The following is a 16,228-nucleotide window of genomic DNA, read 5'->3' as shown; positions in this document are numbered from 1 at the left end:
TCAGGCGCCGCTGCGCTGGGTCAGTGCTCAGACCTCGAGCCATTCCTGCCGAACGGCGGCGTTGGCCTTGAGATCATCAGGCGTGCCTTCGAACACGACGCGGCCATGCCCCATGATGTAGACGCGCTTGGAGATACGCATCGCGATCGATAGCTTTTGCTCGACGAGGAGAATGGCGACGCCGGCTTCCGCAATCCGGGCGATGAGGTCGCCGACCTGCTGCACGATCAGCGGCGCCAGCCCTTCGGTCGGCTCGTCGATCATGATCAGATCGGGATCGCCCATCAGCGTCCGGCAGGTCGTGAGCATCTGCTTCTCGCCGCCGGACAGCACGCCGGCAGCCGTGTCGGCGCGCGCGGCGAGATTGGGGAACATGTCGAGCATGTCCTGGAGGCGCCACTTGCCGGGACGGCGCGTGTCCTTGATCCCGAGCAGCAGATTCTGCCGCACCGTCAGGCTCGGGAAGATGTCGCGATGTTCAGGCACGTAGCCGAGGCCGAGGCGCGCGATCTTGTAGCTCGGCAGGCCCGCGATGTCCTTGCCCTTGAAGCGGATCGTGCCCTGCGGGGCCACCTCGCCCATGATCGCCTTGACGGTGGTGGATCGCCCGACGCCGTTGCGCCCGAGCAGGCTCACGACCTCGCCCGCGGCGACGTCGAGATCGACGCCCTGGAGGATGTGGCTCTTGCCGTAATAGGCGTGGAGATCCCTGACCTCGAGCATCAGTGCGCTTCCTCGCCGAGATAGGCTTCCTTGACCTTGGGATCGCGTCGGATCTCTTCCGGCGTGCCCGAGGCGATGATGTGGCCGTAGACCAGCACCGAGATGCGATCGGCAAGGCCAAACACGACGCTCATGTCGTGCTCGACGATGACGAGCGTCTTGCCCTCGGTCAGCCGGCGGATCAACGACACCGCACGGTCGGTTTCGGCGTGGCTCATGCCCGCCGTCGGTTCGTCCAGCATGACGACGGTGGCACCGCCCGCGATGGTGATGCCGATCTCCAGCTCGCGCTGCTCGGCATAGGTCAGAAGACCCGCCGGCACGTCGCGCCGGTGCGTCAGGTGAATGTCGTCGAGGATCTGCGCGGTACGTTCACGCACCTCGGGCAGGCTGTCGACGTTTTTCCAGAAGGCGTAACGATGCCCCGTTGCCCACAGCACGGCGCAGCGCACGTTCTCCCAGACCGTCATGCGCGCGAACACGTTGGTGACCTGGAACGAACGCGACAGGCCGCGCCGGTTGATCTCGAACGGCCGCAGGCCGGAGATGACATCGCCGTTCAACCTCACCTCGCCCGAGGTCGGCTTGATGTGGCCGCTGATCAGGTTGAACGTCGTCGACTTGCCGGCGCCGTTCGGCCCGATGATGGCATGGCGCTCACCTTGCGCGACGCTGAGATTGAGGTCGCGGATGATGCCGACATTACCAAAACGCTTTTCGACGGCGCGGACTTCGATGGCGGCGCCCTTATCAGATACCGCTCCGCTCATGCCACATACCCCCGGTCACGCGCGATCGTCGCGGCGCGATCCCATGCTTCCGCAATCTGCCGCCAGCTGAGCCGCGCGATGAACGCACCACCGACGACGAGGACCGCGGCCGCGATCCACGTGATCGGCGACGTCGGCTTGAAACCGATGCCGAAGAGGTTGATCGCCTCGCCGGTCGAATAGCGCGCGACCGTCTCGATGGTGAGAATGACACCGCAGGCGAACGCCAGGGTCGGCACAACAGCGACGAGATAGGATGGAATCACCGTCCACAGCGTTCCCGCGCGAACCAGCGGCCGGTGCATCATCAACAGGCCGGCGATGCCGCCGGGCGAGAACATCACGATGCCGATGAAGATGATGCCGAAATAGAGCTGCCAGGCGCTGGTCAGGTTGGCCAGCCCGAGCTGGAGGTACGTCACCATGATGGCGCCGAGGATCGGGCCGAAGAAATAGGCGGTGCCGCCGATAAAGGTCGAGAACAGCACGAAGCCGGACTGGATCGCACCGAGATAGGCGGAGTTGGCGATCTCGAAATTGATCGCGGCGAGACCGCCGGCGACACCGGCGAAGAAACCGGCAAAGCAGAAGGCGAGATAGCGCACCACGTGCGGATCGTAACCGATGAACTGGACGCGTTCCGGATTGTCGCGGACCGCATTGCTGATCCGTCCCAGCGGCGTCCGGGTCAGCGCGTACATCGCGATCGTCGACAGCACCAGCCAGAAGGCAATGAGATAGTAGACCTGGAGCTGCGACCCGAACGACCAGCCGAGCATCTTCGGCAGCGCGGTCCGGTCCGTAGTGATGCCGGACTCGCCACCGAACACCGAGCGCAGGATCAGCGAGGAGGACGCCACCAGTTCGCCGATGCCGAGCGAGATCATCGCAAACACGGTGCCGGCGCGCTTGGTCATTACCCAGCCGATGATGACAGCGAAGATGAGGCCGCCCAGCCCGCCGAACAGCGGGATGAACGGCAGCGGGATCGGCCAGCCATGCGACACCACTGCATTCATCATGTGGCAGGCCGCGAAGCCGCCGAGGCCGTAATGCACGGCGTGGCCGAACGACAACAGGCCGGTCTGGCCGAGCAGGATGTTGTAGGACAGCGCGAACACGATCGCGATGCCGATCAAACTGAAGGATGTCAGCGAACCACCGGAGGAGAAGATCATCGGCAGCACGATCAGCGCGGCGATGCCGAGCAGCCAGACGCCGTAAAAGCGCAGGCTTCCGCCGGACGTATCTGCTGCCACCTTGGAGGTCGAAGTCGTGGCCGTGGTCATGATTCGCGCGTCCCCATCAGGCCCATGGGGCGTACGATCAGAATGATCACGAGCAGAACATATGGAACGATCGGCGCGACCTGCGCGATCGTGACGTTCCAGATGTCGGTGAGAACCGACGGCCCCGCCGACGGATCGAGCGGCCCGAGGGCGCTCGCCAGCGAGCCATCCAGCGCCACGGCGAAGGTCTGCACCAAGCCAATGACGAGCGAGGCGATGAAGGCTCCCGGCAAGGAGCCGAGGCCGCCGAACACGATGACCACGAACAGGATGGGTCCGAGCGAGGCGGCCATGTCGGACTGCGTCACCAGCGCAGGACCTGCAATGACGCCGGCAAGGCCGGCCAGCGCGCTGCCGACCCCGAACACGGCCATGAAGACGCGTCCGACATTATGACCGAGATGCCCGACCATGTGCGGATGCGTCAGCGCCGCCTGCACGATCAGGCCGACGCGGGTGCGCTTGAGCACGATCAGAAGCGCCACGAAAATGATGACCGAGACGGCGAGCATGAAGATCTTGTAGGCGGGATAGTTGGTCGAGAAGATCGTGAAGGCCGGGAAATCCAGCAATGCCGGCACGCGGTAGTCGAGCGGGCTCTTGCCCCAGATCATCGAGACGATCTCTTCGATCGCGAACGCCAGACCAAACGTCAGCAGCAGCTCGGCGACATGACCGTGCTTGTGCGTGTTGCGCAGCCCGTAGCGCTCCACGGCCATGCCGATCGCGCCGACCAGAAGCGGCGCCAGCACCAGCGCCGGCCAAAAGCCGATCCATTTGGTGAGCTGGAAGCCAAAGAATGCGCCGAGCATGTAGAAGCTGGCATGGGCGAAATTGAGCACGCCCATCATGCTGAAGATGACGGTGAGCCCGCTCGACAGCAGGAAGAGCAGCATGCCGAACAGCACGCCGTTCAGGGTCGAAATGACAACGAGTTCAAGCACGGCTCACTCATGAATATCCGGGGCCACATGGCCCCGGCGAACATCGTCCAGGCGATCAAATACGTTCAGGCCGCCACCCTCCCGCGACCGTTCGTGGCCGCGGGAGACCGACGTGCTCCGCGATTACGGCCGCACCATCTTGCAGGTTGTGGAGACCATGGCCTGCGGCGTATCGACCTTGGAAACCGGATGCCAGCCCCAACCGGTGCCCTCCTCGTCAAACGGCTCGTTGGCGGCGAGCTTGCCGAAGGAGGAGACGTAGATCGGCTGGAAGAACTGGTGGTCGTCCTTGCGCATGAAGCCCTGACCACCGTCGAGAACGTCGAACTTCATGTCCTCGAGCGCCGCCGCGACCTTCACGGGGTCGATCGAGTTGGCCTTCTCGGCCGCAGCCTTGAACATGCGCATCTCGTTGACGGCACGCGGATACCACAGCGACAAGTTCACCTTGGCGCGGAAGGCCTTCTCGAAATCCATCGCGGCCTGGTTGCCGGAGTTGGGGAAGCCTTCGGTGATCTGGAAGACCTGGTGATCGAGACCGGTCTGCTTGATCGCAGTCGGGCCGCCGGCGCCACCGGCATAGTAAGTGTACCAGTTGACCTTCAGTCCGGCATCGGCCGCAGCCTTGAGCAGCAGCGCGAAGTCCTGGCCCCAATTGCCGGTGACGACGCTGTCGGCCCCCGACGCCTTGATCTTGGCGATGTAGGGCGAGAAGTCCGTCACCTTGAGCAGGGGGTGCAGCTCGTCGCCGACGATCTGGACGTCAGGCCGCTTCGCGCCCAGCATCTTGCGTGCGTCGGAGCGCACGGACTGACCGAACGAATAGTCCTGGTTGATCAGATAGACCTTTTTGATCGACGGGACGTCCTTCATATAGTTGGTGAGCGCCTCCATCTTGATGTCGGAGCTGGCATCCCAGCGGAAATGCCAGAAGCTGCACTTCTCGTTGGTCAGGCTCGGATCGACGGCGGCGTAGTTGAAGTACAGAACTTCCTTGCCGGGATTGCGCGTGTTGTGCTTGGTGACGAAGTCCTCCAGCGCCGCAGCGACGGAGGAGCCGTTTCCTTGCGTGATGTAGTGGGCCCCGGCGTCGATCGCCTTCTGGGCCTGCACCAGGCTTTCCTGCGGATTGGTCTTGTTGTCCAGCGGCAGGATCTCGATCTTGTGGCCGAGGATGCCGCCCTTGGCGTTGAGCTCGTCAGCCAGATACTGGAACGTCTTGAGGCCGCCCTCGCCGACACTGGCACCGCCACCGGAGAGCGGATCGATATAGCCGATCTTGACGGTATCCTCGGCCGACGCTGCATGACCGAGCATCGGGGCGATCACGGCAATGGCCAAAGTGAGCTTGCGCATTCTTTCGTTTCCTCGCTGGCTATCGACTTTAGTCGACGGACTTTTGCGCATGATGCAGCGCAATTTCGAAAACCTAATGAGCAGAACGAACAGTGCTTTTCAAGCGCAACAGCACGCGGCACGGAGGCGACCGCCATGAAATGTGATGCGGCTGCGCAGCTCGCCCGCAACATTCCGCGACAAGGAATAGAACGCAAGGGGAAATTCGTGTGCCGCTGACCTGCGACCGGGCGACGCAGATCGCCCCCGCCATGGCCGCGGCCGCAACGCCGGCGAGTCTGATGACATCGAATTATCAGCCATCCGACGGCAGTCCCTGCGCGATACCGCGAAAACGCAGCGGAGCCAGCGACGCTGCCCGCTGCCACCAATCGGCGACGTGATCGTCGAGCGCCGTCACGCCGCGGCCATGACCTGGAAAGATCCGGAGCTGCTGCACCGCCTCGGCCTCGAATCCCTTGCCCTTGCGCGTGATCTTGAGGGCGGCTCCCTCGCGGTCCCGCTGCGTCAGCGGCACCAGCAGGCGACCGCGCGGGCGCAGCGCATCAAGCCAGAGCGGATGCGGATGTGAGAAGCCGGCATGCACAATGATGATGTCGGCCGCATTGCCGATATCCCGGCAGCCGTCGCCATGGATGACCTCGACATTGTGATAAGCGCGAAGACAGGCCGCGGCGCGCGAGGCGATCCGCTCATCGCATTCGATGGCGTGCACCCTGCCCTTCGAGCCCACGATCTCCGACAGGATCGCCGAAAAATAGCCGAGCCCGCAACCGATCTGGATCACGCGATCCTTCTCCCTGACACCGAGCAGATCGATGAAATGGGCCCACAGACTCGGCAGCCCGGTATCGAGCTTGCGGCGCGCATCGATGGCGACCAGCACATTGGCGTAGAGATGGACAGGATCGGCATTGGGCGTCAGCCGATAGCTACGTGCCGTCTCGCTCTTGATCCGCCACGGCCCCTTCGCGAGAAAATCTTCGCGCGGCACGGCCGCAAGGGCTGCAAGCAGGCGTGGCGAGCTGATCCGCTCCCGTCTCGCAATCAGCTCGGCGTAGCGGACACGCGCGGCGGACAGATCACTCATTGCATGGGATTTGCCTGCGAACGAACGGGCGCGTCGCCGCCGAGCTCATGCACGAGCTGCATGGCCAGCTTCAGGTCAGGCGTCAAAAACCCCTCGTTGAACTTGCCGACGACCGGCAGGAGCAAAAGACTCGCATGTTCGCGCTTGCCGGCCTCAAGCGACAGCCGCGCCAGGCTGACGGCGGTCCTGAGCTCCCACGACAATGCGCCCTGCTTGCGCGCCGTTTCCAGCGACAGGCCAAATAGATCTTCCGCCTCCTGCACCGAGACCGGATTGGCGTCCGCCAAGGTGACCTCACCTTGCAGGCGATAGACTTCGGCGAGATAGGAGTGATCTCCGGTCCGTCTTGCGATCGCAAGTGCACCGTCCAGCGCGCGCAGGGCGGCATCGCGCATGCCGACCTTGGCATAGGCCTCCGCGAGCAGGCAGCGGAACCAGCAGCCGGCAAGCCAGGAATCCATCGCTTCGTATTCGTCGAGGCCGGAGCGCATCTGAGTAATGCCTTCTTCGGCTTCGCCGAGCTGCGCCAGCGCCCAGCCGCGCAGGATCGCGGCCTGCTGCTTCCAGTGCAGGAAATTATGCTCGGTGGCGATGATCATGGCGCGGTTGGCATGATCGCGCGTGCCCTCGATATCGCGCAGATGCTGGCAGAGATAGGCGCCGAACACCAACGCGAAGGCGAGCGAGAAAGGATGTCGGATCTTCTCCGCGAGCTGGATCGCCTGCTCGCTGTGCTGGCGCGCCGCGTCGGGTTGGCCCAGGAACCAGAGGAGATAGCCGAGATAAGACAGCGAGACAACGCCGGGATCGGTGCCGTGACGCTCCATCAAATCGGAGTGCAGGTCGGGACTGTAAAGATCGATGCAGCGATGTAGATGATGCTGCGCGGCGGCGAAGCGCCCGCGATAAAGCATGGTCATCGCAATCGAGCGGTGCGCCTCGATGAGATAGCCGGTCTGCTGCGCCGGCTCCGCCCGCTCGTTCAGCCGCTCGCGCTTGGCGAACTTCAACAGCTCGACGCAGAGATCGTGCGCACGGGTGAGATCGGCGCGGATGAAGTGACAGACCCAGAGCCCGCGCGTGGCGGCAAAGGCTTTTTCGTCGTCGTCGAGCTGCTGGCCGAGCTCGAGCGCACGGATATAGTTCTCCTCGACCTCCTGCACGGCATAGCCCTTGGCCGCGATCAACGCATTGCCGAGCGCGATGCGCAACTCGAGCTCCATCTCGTCGGCACCCTGCATGCGTGCATTTGCCTGCACCACGCTCAAGCCCCGGCGCAGATGTCCGATCGCCTCCAGGTTGGCGCCGCTCCTCGCCGCCTGCTTGCCGGCCTTGAGCCAGAAGCTGGCCGCACCCTCGCTCTGGCCAGACTCGGTGAGGTGATGGGCGAGCAGCTCCGGCTCACGCTCGGTCTTCTCCGGGTACATCTCGACAAGCACCTGGGCGATGCTCGCGTGCAGCTTGCGCCGCTCGCTGTGCAGCAGGCTCGCATGCGCGGCGTTCTGGATCATGACGTGCTTGAAGGAGTAGAGTGCATCGGGCGGGTGACCGCGGCGCATGATCAGCCCGGCCTCTTCCAGGTGCGTCAGCGCCGCCTCGATCTGCTCTGCCGGCGTGTTGGCGACCGCGTGCAGCGTCTCGTAGGAGAATTCGCGGCCGATGGTGGCGCCGATCTGCGCGATCCGCTTGAACGGCCCCATCCGGTCGAGACGCGCCATCAGCGAATCCGTCAGCGTTGCCGGGATCGCGAGCTGCCGCCATGGGCCCGACAGCACATAGCGTCCGTGTCGCTCGGTCAGGAGGTTGGATTCGAGGACCGTCTTGGTCAGCTCCTCCAGGAACAGCGGCACGCCGTCGGTCTTGACGATGATCTCCTCGACGACTTCCTTGGGAAGCTCACGCCCCGCGACACGTTCGACCAGCGTCGTGCGCAAGGGGCGACTGAGCCGGTTCAGCACCAGCGTGGTGATATGCGAATGCGCGTTCCAACTCGGCTGGAATTCGGAGCGCGCAGTGAGGATGGCGAGGATCGGCCGATTCTGCACCCTGTCGACCAGGAGGTCGACCACCTCGCGGGAGGTCGGATCGATCCAATGCAGATCCTCAAAGACCATCACCAGCGGCATCTCGCGCGCGAGGCCGAGGAAATGGTTGACCAAGGCGACGACGGTCGCGTCCTTCTGCTGCTGCGGCGACAGGTCAAGTGGCGGATAACGCTCCCCGGTCGGGATCGACAGCAGCGCGGCGAACAAGGGCGCCACCTGCTCGATGTCGCCGTGCGCGGCGGTGATCGCCGTCTCCAGGCTCGCCAACGACAGCGCAGACGCATCCTCGCGATCGAGGCCGAGCGAGAATTTGAGCTGCTCGACGAACGGATAGAACGCGGTGGAGGTGTAATAGGGCGAGCACTGGAACGAGACCTGGCCGTGCCGGTCGCCCGCGATCCGCTCGAAGATCTCCTGGATGATGCGGGACTTGCCGATGCCGGGCTCGCCGAACTTGACGACGACCTGGCCGTCGCCCTCCTTGACCTGCTGCCAGCGCCCCATCAGCAGCGCGATTTCCTCCTCGCGATTGACGAGCGGGGTCAGCCGCGTGCCCATGGCCGCCGCAAAGCGGGTCTCCACCCGGGTCGCGCGCACGACATGCCAGGCCTGGGTCTTTTCCGCGATACCTTTCAGGGCGTGGGTGCCGAGATTGCGATAATCGAACTTCCCCTTCAGCAGCGATTGCGTCGAGGCGGAGATCACAACGCCATTGGGCGGCGCCAGCGCCTGCAGTCGCGCCGCCAGATTGACGGTCTCGCCGACGGCGGAGTCGCGCTCCTCGGTGCCCTGGCCAACGAGGTCGCCGACCACCACGAGTCCGGTCGCGATTCCGATGCGGACGGCGGGCGCGTGACTGAGCGCGCCGCGCGGCTCGATCGCACGCGCCGTCGACAGCACCCGCACGATCTCGAGCCCGGCCCGCACCGAGCGCTCGGCGTCGTCCTCATGTGCGGTCGGGTAGCCGAAATAGACCAGAATGCCGTCACCGACGAAGCGGGCGGCAAAGCCTTCGTAATGCTTGACCACGCGCACACAGGTCTCGCGAAAGCTCGCGATCATGTCGCGCACGTCTTCCGGATCGAACTGGGCCGAGAGCGCGGTGGAATCCACCATGTCGCAGAACATGGTGGTGAGCTGACGCCGCTCGGCGCCGACCTCGGTACGGGCCGGCGGCTGCGCGGGTGCAACCGGAGCCTCCGCCGTCTCGGCCCGGAACAGCGCGGCCATCGCGCGTTGCAGCCGCTTGCGATCGCCGAGCGGCAGTCCGAGCTCGGCGAGGTCTGCCTCGGTCAGGTCCGCCATGACATCAAGATCGAGGCGGTGCTGCGCGAACAGATCGGTGTAGTGGCCAAGACCGGCGCCTTCGAGCCAACGCCTCAACCCGGCTTCCGTCTGCGGCTCTTTCTCCAGCATGGTGATTCCGCCCGAATTCCCTCCGTCGAAGGGCTTAAGCGCCCTCAACCACAGATTTGGGGGCCCAAACTTCACCTCAGACTGGACGCGTTCCCTAACTCCAGGAAAGAATAGCCCAATCAGGTCAAAAGGGAATGGCATTGTCGGCAATAGCACCCGGGGCGAGAGGCGGATCGGCCGGCACGGGTGCCGGAGCCGATACCATTGGCGGGCTTCTCGCCTTCCATGCGCGAACGATTCCGGCAGCGCCGGCCCTGCTTGCCCCCGGTCGGCCGCCTCTGACCTATGGCGCGCTCGGCGCCAGGATCGAACATCTCGTCGAGACGCTGCGCGGGCTCGGCATCGCACCCTCCGATCGGATTGCTGTTGCGCTGCCGCGCGGCGCCGATAGTGCGTTGGCTCTGATCGCGGTTGCCTCGGCATGTGCCTGCATCCCCGTCAATCCCGATCTGACGGTGGACGAGCTGCAACGCTATTTCAGCGAGCTGAAGCTGACGGCGCTGGTGACGCGGGCCGACACGAACTCGCCGAGCCGCGATATCGCCAGGACGCTCGACATTCCGGTGATCGATTTCGTGCCGGGACCGCAGACGGATCTCGACGACTGCGAATTCTTCGGTCCGACAATCGGTCCGGCCTGCGCAAGCGGCACTGCGCGCGCCGAGGACGATGCATTCATCCTGCTGACATCGGGCACGGCGGCGCGACCGAAAATGGTGCCGCTGACGCATCGCAACGTTTGCCTCTCCGCCCAAAATGCCGGACGCGTGCTGTCGCTCGCATCGCATGATCGCCTGCTCAACGTCCTGCCGCTGTTTCACGCCCATGGCCTGATCTCCGGCCTGCTGACGGCGCTCGCGGCCGGCTCCAGCGTGATCGTGACCAGCGGGTTCGACGCACCGTCCTTTTTCGGCTGGATGCGGGACCTGCAACCGACCTGGTACACGGCAGTGCCGACCATTCATCGCGCACTGCTGACGGCCGCGGAAGCCAGCCCCGAACGCGTCCGATCGTCATCGCTGCGCGTGATCCGCTCGGCTTCGTCTTCGCTCGCCCCAGCGATCCTCACCGGCCTGGAGGCGACGTTCGGCGTCCCCGTGCTCGAGACTTACGGGATGACCGAAGCGGCTTCGCAGATTGCCGCCAATCCGTTCGAGCTGCGCAAGGTCGGATCGGTTGGCCGCGCCGCGGGTCCTGAAATTGCGATAATGGACGAGACCGGCCGCACGCTCGCGCGCGGAGAGCGTGGCGAGATCGTGCTGCGCGGACCGAACATGAGCCGCGGCTATTATAATGACGAAGCGGCCACGCGGGCCGCGTTCCGCAACGGCTGGTTCAGGACCGGCGATCTCGGCTACCTCGATGCCGACGGCTATCTCTTCATCGTCGGCCGCATCAAGGACATCATCAACCGCGGCGGCCAGAAAGTGTCGCCGCTGGAGGTCGAAGAGGTGCTGCTGGCCCACCCGGCGGTGCTCGAAGCCGGAGTGTTCGCCGTTCCGCACGCAAAGCTCGGCGAGAACGTTGCCGCCCTCGTGGTTCTGCGTCCCAATTTCGAGGCAAGCTCCGATCAGTTGCGCCAATTCGCACGCAAGCGTCTTGCCGCCTACAAAGTGCCGAGCCTGATCCGCAGCGTGGCGGCGCTGCCGAAGGGCGCGAGCGGCAAGGTCAAGCGCAATGCGCTGGCCGAGCTGATTTCGGTCGCACATGACGACGATACGCAGCTGCCGCGCAACGCGCTGGAGACCCAGCTCGCGGAGATCTGGGCCGCTCTGCTCGAGCTTCCGCAAGTCGGCGTCGATCAGGACGTGTTCGCGCTCGGCGCCGACTCGCTCGCGGTGACGCAAATGCGTTCGCGTCTGCGCGAGCGCTTCAACGTGGACTTCTCGTTCGAGGACATTTTCGATTGCGCCACCGTCGGTGCCCTTGCGGCCCGGATCGAGGCCACGACGCATCGCGACGGGGTGCTGCCGGCATGGCGCCAGATGGCTTCCGACGAAGACGCGCCGCTCTCGTTCCAGCAGCAGCGGATGTATGTGCTCTCGCGGCTGGACCCGACGCGCTACAATTATAACGTGGTCGAGGTCGCCGTCTTCAAGGGCAAGGTCGACCACGCCGCGCTTGAGGCGGGCCTTGCCGTGATCTGCGCGCGTCACGAGGCGCTCCGCTCGGTCTTCGTCGAATCCGAGGGCGAGCCTGTGCAGCGCGTGCTCCAGGCTCTGCCGCGGCTCGAGCACATCAAGCTCAAACCCTGTCCTGCGCGCCGGCGGGCTGCGGTCATCAGGCGCGAGGCGCTGAAGCTCGCGCAATACGCATTTGATCTTGCCCGCGAGCCGCCGCTGAAGGTCACGCTGATCTCGTTGGGCAAATCCAGCCATGCGCTGGTCGTCAACATCCATCATCTGGTCACCGATGGCTGGTCGCAGCGGCTGTTCTGGGAGGCCCTCGCCGCCGCATATTCTGCGGCACGCAAGCAAGCCACGGCGGAGCTGCCCCGGCCGAGCTTCCAATATCGCGACTTTGCCCGGTGGCAGCAGAGCTGGGCGCAAACGCCCGCTGCAAAGGAGCAGCTCGATTACTGGCGGGCGCAGCTCGACGGCGTCACCACGCTGCCGCTGCGGACCGACCGGCCGAGGCCCGAGATCTGGAGCGGTCTCGGCGCCCGCCACTATTTCGAATTCCCCAGGACCCTTTCGGCCGGCATTCGCACGCTGAGTCAGGATCAGGGCGTGACGCCTTTCATGACGCTGCTCGCGCTCTTTCAGTGTCTGCTGTTCCGTCATACCGGGCACGAAGATGTCGCGACCGGATCGCTGATCGCGAACCGCAACCAGGTCGAGAGCGAGCGCCTGATCGGATTGTTTGCCAACCCGCTGATCCTGCGCAACGATTTCGGCGGCGATCCGACCTTCGGCGAGATGCTGCGGCGGGTGCGCCAGGTCACGCTCGATGCCTATCGCAACCAGGACCTTCCGATCGAGGAAGTCCTGCGCGCGTTGCAAATCGCGCGCAGGACAGATGGCAATCCGCTGTTCCGGATCATGTTCATCCTCCAGAATGCCTCGATCGAGGCCGCGCGCTTCCCGGGCCTGTCGACACGCCGGCTGGAGGTCGACCCAAGGGTCGCGCGCTTCGATATCACGCTGGAGCTGGTCGAGGCCGAGGGCCGCTTTACCGGCTTCTTCGAATACGCCACCGATCTGTTCGACGCAGCGACGATCGGGTGCATGGCGGATCAGTTCAAAACCCTGCTCAAGGCCGCCATCGCCAATCCCGAGCAGCGCATCTCGCGCCTGCCGCTGCTGACGGAGGTGGAACGCCGGCGGTTGCCGGCGAAAGGCAAGCGAGCCAATTTCGCCACGCGCGGCAATCTCTGCGAACGGTTCGAGCGGCAGGCGAAGAAGACGCCGAACGCGATCGCTGTATCCGATGGACATCTCGGCCTGAGCTATCGCGAGTTGGCCCGCCGCAGCCAGGCGATCGCGCGCTGGCTCGCCCGCGAAGGCGTCGGCGCGGAAACCGTGGTCGCACTGCTGGCGGACCGGGGGCCGGATCTGCTCGCGGCGATGATCGCGGTGCAGCGCGCAGGCGCGGCCTTCCTGAATCTCGATCCTGAGCAGCCGCCGGCGCGGCTCGCAACCATCCTGGGATCGAGCTGCGCAACAGTGCTGCTCGTGGGGCGGCGACAGTCCGCCATGGTTGATGCGCTGCTCGAGCCGCTGGTTGAGCGCATCCGCGTGGCCGAGCTCGAGGACGCGATCGCACTGGAACCGGGGAAGCTCGCCCGTGCGGCGCAGCGTACAAGCGCGAGCCTTGCCTATCTCGTCTACACCTCCGGCTCCTCAGGTGCGCCAAAGGGCGTCATGATCGAACAGCGCGGGCTGTCGAATCACCTGGCGTCGCTGATTTACGAGCTCGGCCTGACGAGCAAAGACGTGATCGCGCAGACCGCGCCGCAGAGCTTTGTCATCTCGGTCTGGCAGTTCCTTGCCGGTCCCATGACCGGCGGGCGCGTCCATGTCTGCAGCAACTCGGTAGTGCAGGATCCGATGCTGCTGGCGCGGGAGATAGAACGCGAGGGCATCACGGTGCTCGAGATCGTCCCTTCGCTGCTCCGCCTCGTTCTGGAACGCCTCGACGAAGCGCCGATGCTGCGCGCCTTTACCCGGCTGCGGCTGCTGATCTCGACCGGCGAGCCGCTGCCGGTCGAGCTCTGTCGCGCCTGGTTCGCGCACTGCCCGAAGGTGCCGCTGATCAACGCCTATGGCGCCTCGGAGTGCTCCGACGACGTCTCGCTGCATCGGCTGACCAAGGCGCCGGACACGGCGACGACCAATGTTCCGGTCGGAGCGCCATTGCCCAACACTCAGCTCTATGTGCTCGATCCGAATCTGGAGCCGCAGCCGATCGGCGTCGTCGGCGAGCTCTGCATCGGCGGTGCCGGCGTCGGCCGCGGCTACATCAACGATCCCGCTCAAAACCGGGAGCGTTTCATCCCCGATCCGTTCGCGCGCACGAAAGGCAGCCGGCTGTACCGCACCGGGGACCTTGCCCGCCGCCGCGCCGACGGCACGATCGAATGCCTCGGCCGCGCCGACCTGCAGGTCAAGGTCCGGGGCTACCGCATCGAGCTCAAGGAGATCGAGGCTGCGCTCGCCGACCACACAAGCGTGCGCGCCGGCATCGTCGAGCCGCGCCGCGACGCCAACGGCGATGTCAGGCTGGTCGCCCATGTCGTCGCCAGAGCCGGCAGCCAGATCAGCGCCAGCGAGCTACGGGACTTCCTCAAGAGCCGGTTGCCTGCGCATGCGATTCCTTCCGCGTTCCTGTTTTTGGATCAGGTGCCTTTGAATGCCCACGGTAAGCTCGATCGCTCCGCCCTGCTGGCCCCCGTGCAACAAGAGGCCACATCGTCCGAGGCGGCCGTGCCGGCGCGACGCTTCACCGAAAGGGTCCTGTCCGACATCTGGATCGATCTGCTGAAGGTTGAGAGTCTCGGTGTCACCGACAATTTCTTCGATCTTGGCGGCCATTCGCTGCTGGCGGGCCAGGCGATGGCGCGCGTGGCCCGTGCGCTCGGAGTCTCTCTGCCGATCAAGACCATCTTCGAGGCACCGACGATCGAGGAGCTCGCCCGGCGCGTCGACAAGGCCGTGGCCGCGAAACCGCAGGGGCCAGCGGCCGGGATCCCACGCCTGACCGACAGCAGACCTCCGACGCTATCGATCGCGCAGGACCAGATGATGCGGATCGAGCAGAACCTGCCCGACCTGCCGCTGTTCAACTTGCCATTCGCCTTCCACCTCGACGGGCCCGTCGATCCGCGCCTGCTGGCGCAGGCCATCGACGACATCGTGCGCCGCCATGACTCGTTGCGGACGGCGTTCGGCTGGAATGGCGAAGAGCCGGTCGGCCACATCGCCGCGCCCGCTACGCTCGGCCCGGTGATGACCGTCGAGACCATCGGTGACGGGCGCCCGCACAACAACAAGCGGCGCAAGGCGCTCGAAGCGAGGAAGATCGCGCTCCTGATCGCGCAGGACACATATACTCCCATCGACACCGCTCGGGCGCCGCTGCTGCGGGCGCGGCTGCTGCAGCTGCATGACCGGGAGCACATCCTGCTGCTGACGCTGCATCATGCCATCGCCGATGGCTGGTCGATCGGTGTCCTGTTCGAGGAATTGTCGAGCCGGTATGCCGCGCTGGAGGGCCGTCAATCGGCGCCTTTGCCAAAGGTGCCGCTCGCATTCTCCGACATCGCACGCTGGCAACGCTGGTGGTGCGGCACCGAGGCGGCCCGCCGGCAGGCGGCCGACTGGACCGAGAATTTGCGCGGCGCAGCCCCTTTGTTCGAGGGCGAAGCGCGGCCGGGCGCATCAACCGGCCATCACCCGCTCTGCCTGGAGCACGATCTCGTCGCCCGGCTCACGTCCTACGCGCGCCAACACAACGCCACGCTGTTCATGTGCTTGCTCACGGGATTGAAGGCCCTGCTGATGGTGCGGACTGGACACACCGATATTTCGATCGCCACCGCCATGGCCAACCGCGCCCAGCCGGACACCGAGCGGATCGTGGGTCCGTTCGAGAACACGGTCATCGTCCGCAGCCGAATCACACCGGATCTGTCGTTCACGCAAGGATTGGCGCGGGTGCGCGAAGCCGTGCTCGAGGCGCATGCGCGCCAGGAGCTGCCGTTCAACATCCTGGCCGACCATCTGGAGCAGGAGGGCATCGACCCGGCCTCGCTGCTCCAGGTCTATTTCACCTTGCAAAATCCGTTGCGCCAGCCGCTCGACCTGCCCAATGTCGCGGTGCGATCGATTGGAAACGTCGCGCGCGAAGGCCAACCCGTGCTGCCGGTTGACCAGACTTGGCTGTCGCTGATGCTGAAGGAGCGCCCGAGCGGGATCACCGGTTCATGCAACTACAAGCGCGAGCTGCTCGATGGCGGCGTCGTCGGTATGTGGATGGAGGATCTCGTCGCGCTGCTGACGGCGGCCCTCGCCCAGCCCCATGCACCGCTCCATCGGCTGCTCGATCGCCGTGCGGCATGATGGCCCTTCGTCGGCACCGAACGGATATTCACTCG

At 65.1% G+C, this 16,228-nt stretch carries 8 protein-coding genes; 1 reads left to right on the top strand and 7 read right to left on the bottom strand.

All coding sequences use genetic code 11. The features are described 5' to 3' along the window. Positions 1-27: 27 nt before the first annotated feature. From BM374_RS32355 to BM374_RS32325, 7 genes are all read right to left on the bottom strand, one after another. Positions 28-723, bottom strand: a complete 696-nt coding sequence (locus tag BM374_RS32355; RefSeq protein WP_092302244.1) for an ABC transporter ATP-binding protein — start codon at positions 721-723, stop codon at positions 28-30. Continuing rightward, positions 723-1,493, bottom strand: coding sequence for an ABC transporter ATP-binding protein (locus tag BM374_RS32350; protein ID WP_092302242.1), 771 nt, complete (start codon positions 1,491-1,493; stop codon positions 723-725). Before BM374_RS32350 ends, BM374_RS32355 begins: the two co-directional genes overlap by 1 nt. Beyond that, positions 1,490-2,782 carry a branched-chain amino acid ABC transporter permease gene (locus BM374_RS32345; protein ID WP_092302240.1) on the bottom strand — a complete coding sequence of 431 codons (1,293 nt, stop codon included), beginning with the start codon at positions 2,780-2,782 and terminating at the stop codon, positions 1,490-1,492. Before BM374_RS32345 ends, BM374_RS32350 begins: the two co-directional genes overlap by 4 nt. Continuing rightward, positions 2,779-3,726: a branched-chain amino acid ABC transporter permease gene (locus BM374_RS32340; RefSeq protein WP_092302238.1), complete on the bottom strand. Its 948-nt coding sequence runs from the start codon at positions 3,724-3,726 to the stop codon at positions 2,779-2,781. Before BM374_RS32340 ends, BM374_RS32345 begins: the two co-directional genes overlap by 4 nt. Before the next feature lie 123 nt (positions 3,727-3,849). Then, a complete protein-coding gene (locus BM374_RS32335; RefSeq protein WP_092302236.1) occupies positions 3,850-5,082 on the bottom strand; it encodes a branched-chain amino acid ABC transporter substrate-binding protein in 1,233 nt (410 codons plus the stop codon). A 295-nt stretch (positions 5,083-5,377) separates the two neighbouring features. Further along, complete coding sequence (locus tag BM374_RS32330; protein ID WP_092302234.1) at positions 5,378-6,172, bottom strand: protein-L-isoaspartate O-methyltransferase family protein; 795 nt, start codon at positions 6,170-6,172, stop codon at positions 5,378-5,380. Further along, positions 6,169-9,633 (bottom strand): ATP-binding protein, encoded by a 3,465-nt coding sequence (locus BM374_RS32325; RefSeq protein ID WP_092302232.1) that lies wholly within the window; start codon positions 9,631-9,633, stop codon positions 6,169-6,171. The genes BM374_RS32330 and BM374_RS32325 overlap by 4 nt, the downstream gene beginning before the upstream one ends. 134 nt (positions 9,634-9,767) lie before the next feature. Here BM374_RS32325 and BM374_RS32320 point away from each other — a divergent pair, with 134 nt between their 5' ends. Then, positions 9,768-16,193 (top strand): non-ribosomal peptide synthetase, encoded by a 6,426-nt coding sequence (locus tag BM374_RS32320; RefSeq protein WP_092302230.1) that lies wholly within the window; start codon positions 9,768-9,770, stop codon positions 16,191-16,193. Positions 16,194-16,228 lie beyond the last annotated feature (35 nt).

The sequence above is a fragment of the Bradyrhizobium sp. Ghvi genome (genome assembly GCF_900115265.1).
Classification (GTDB): domain Bacteria; phylum Pseudomonadota; class Alphaproteobacteria; order Rhizobiales; family Xanthobacteraceae; genus Bradyrhizobium.
Note: the sequence above shows the minus strand (reverse complement) of the source record. Positions and strands in the feature narration are given on the sequence as shown.

What these genes read in the sequence shown, in the direction of transcription:
- BM374_RS32335 (WP_092302236.1), bottom strand. Translation starts at nt 5,082, where the DNA reads ATGCGCAAGCTCACTTTGGCCATTGCCGTGATCGCCCCGATGCTCGGT.
- BM374_RS32330 (WP_092302234.1), bottom strand. Translation starts at nt 6,172, where the DNA reads ATGAGTGATCTGTCCGCCGCGCGTGTCCGCTACGCCGAGCTGATTGCG.
- BM374_RS32355 (WP_092302244.1), bottom strand. Translation starts at nt 723, where the DNA reads ATGCTCGAGGTCAGGGATCTCCACGCCTATTACGGCAAGAGCCACATC.
- BM374_RS32325 (WP_092302232.1), bottom strand. Translation starts at nt 9,633, where the DNA reads ATGCTGGAGAAAGAGCCGCAGACGGAAGCCGGGTTGAGGCGTTGGCTC.
- BM374_RS32345 (WP_092302240.1), bottom strand. Translation starts at nt 2,782, where the DNA reads ATGACCACGGCCACGACTTCGACCTCCAAGGTGGCAGCAGATACGTCC.
- BM374_RS32320 (WP_092302230.1), top strand. Translation starts at nt 9,768, where the DNA reads ATGGCATTGTCGGCAATAGCACCCGGGGCGAGAGGCGGATCGGCCGGC.
- BM374_RS32350 (WP_092302242.1), bottom strand. Translation starts at nt 1,493, where the DNA reads ATGAGCGGAGCGGTATCTGATAAGGGCGCCGCCATCGAAGTCCGCGCC.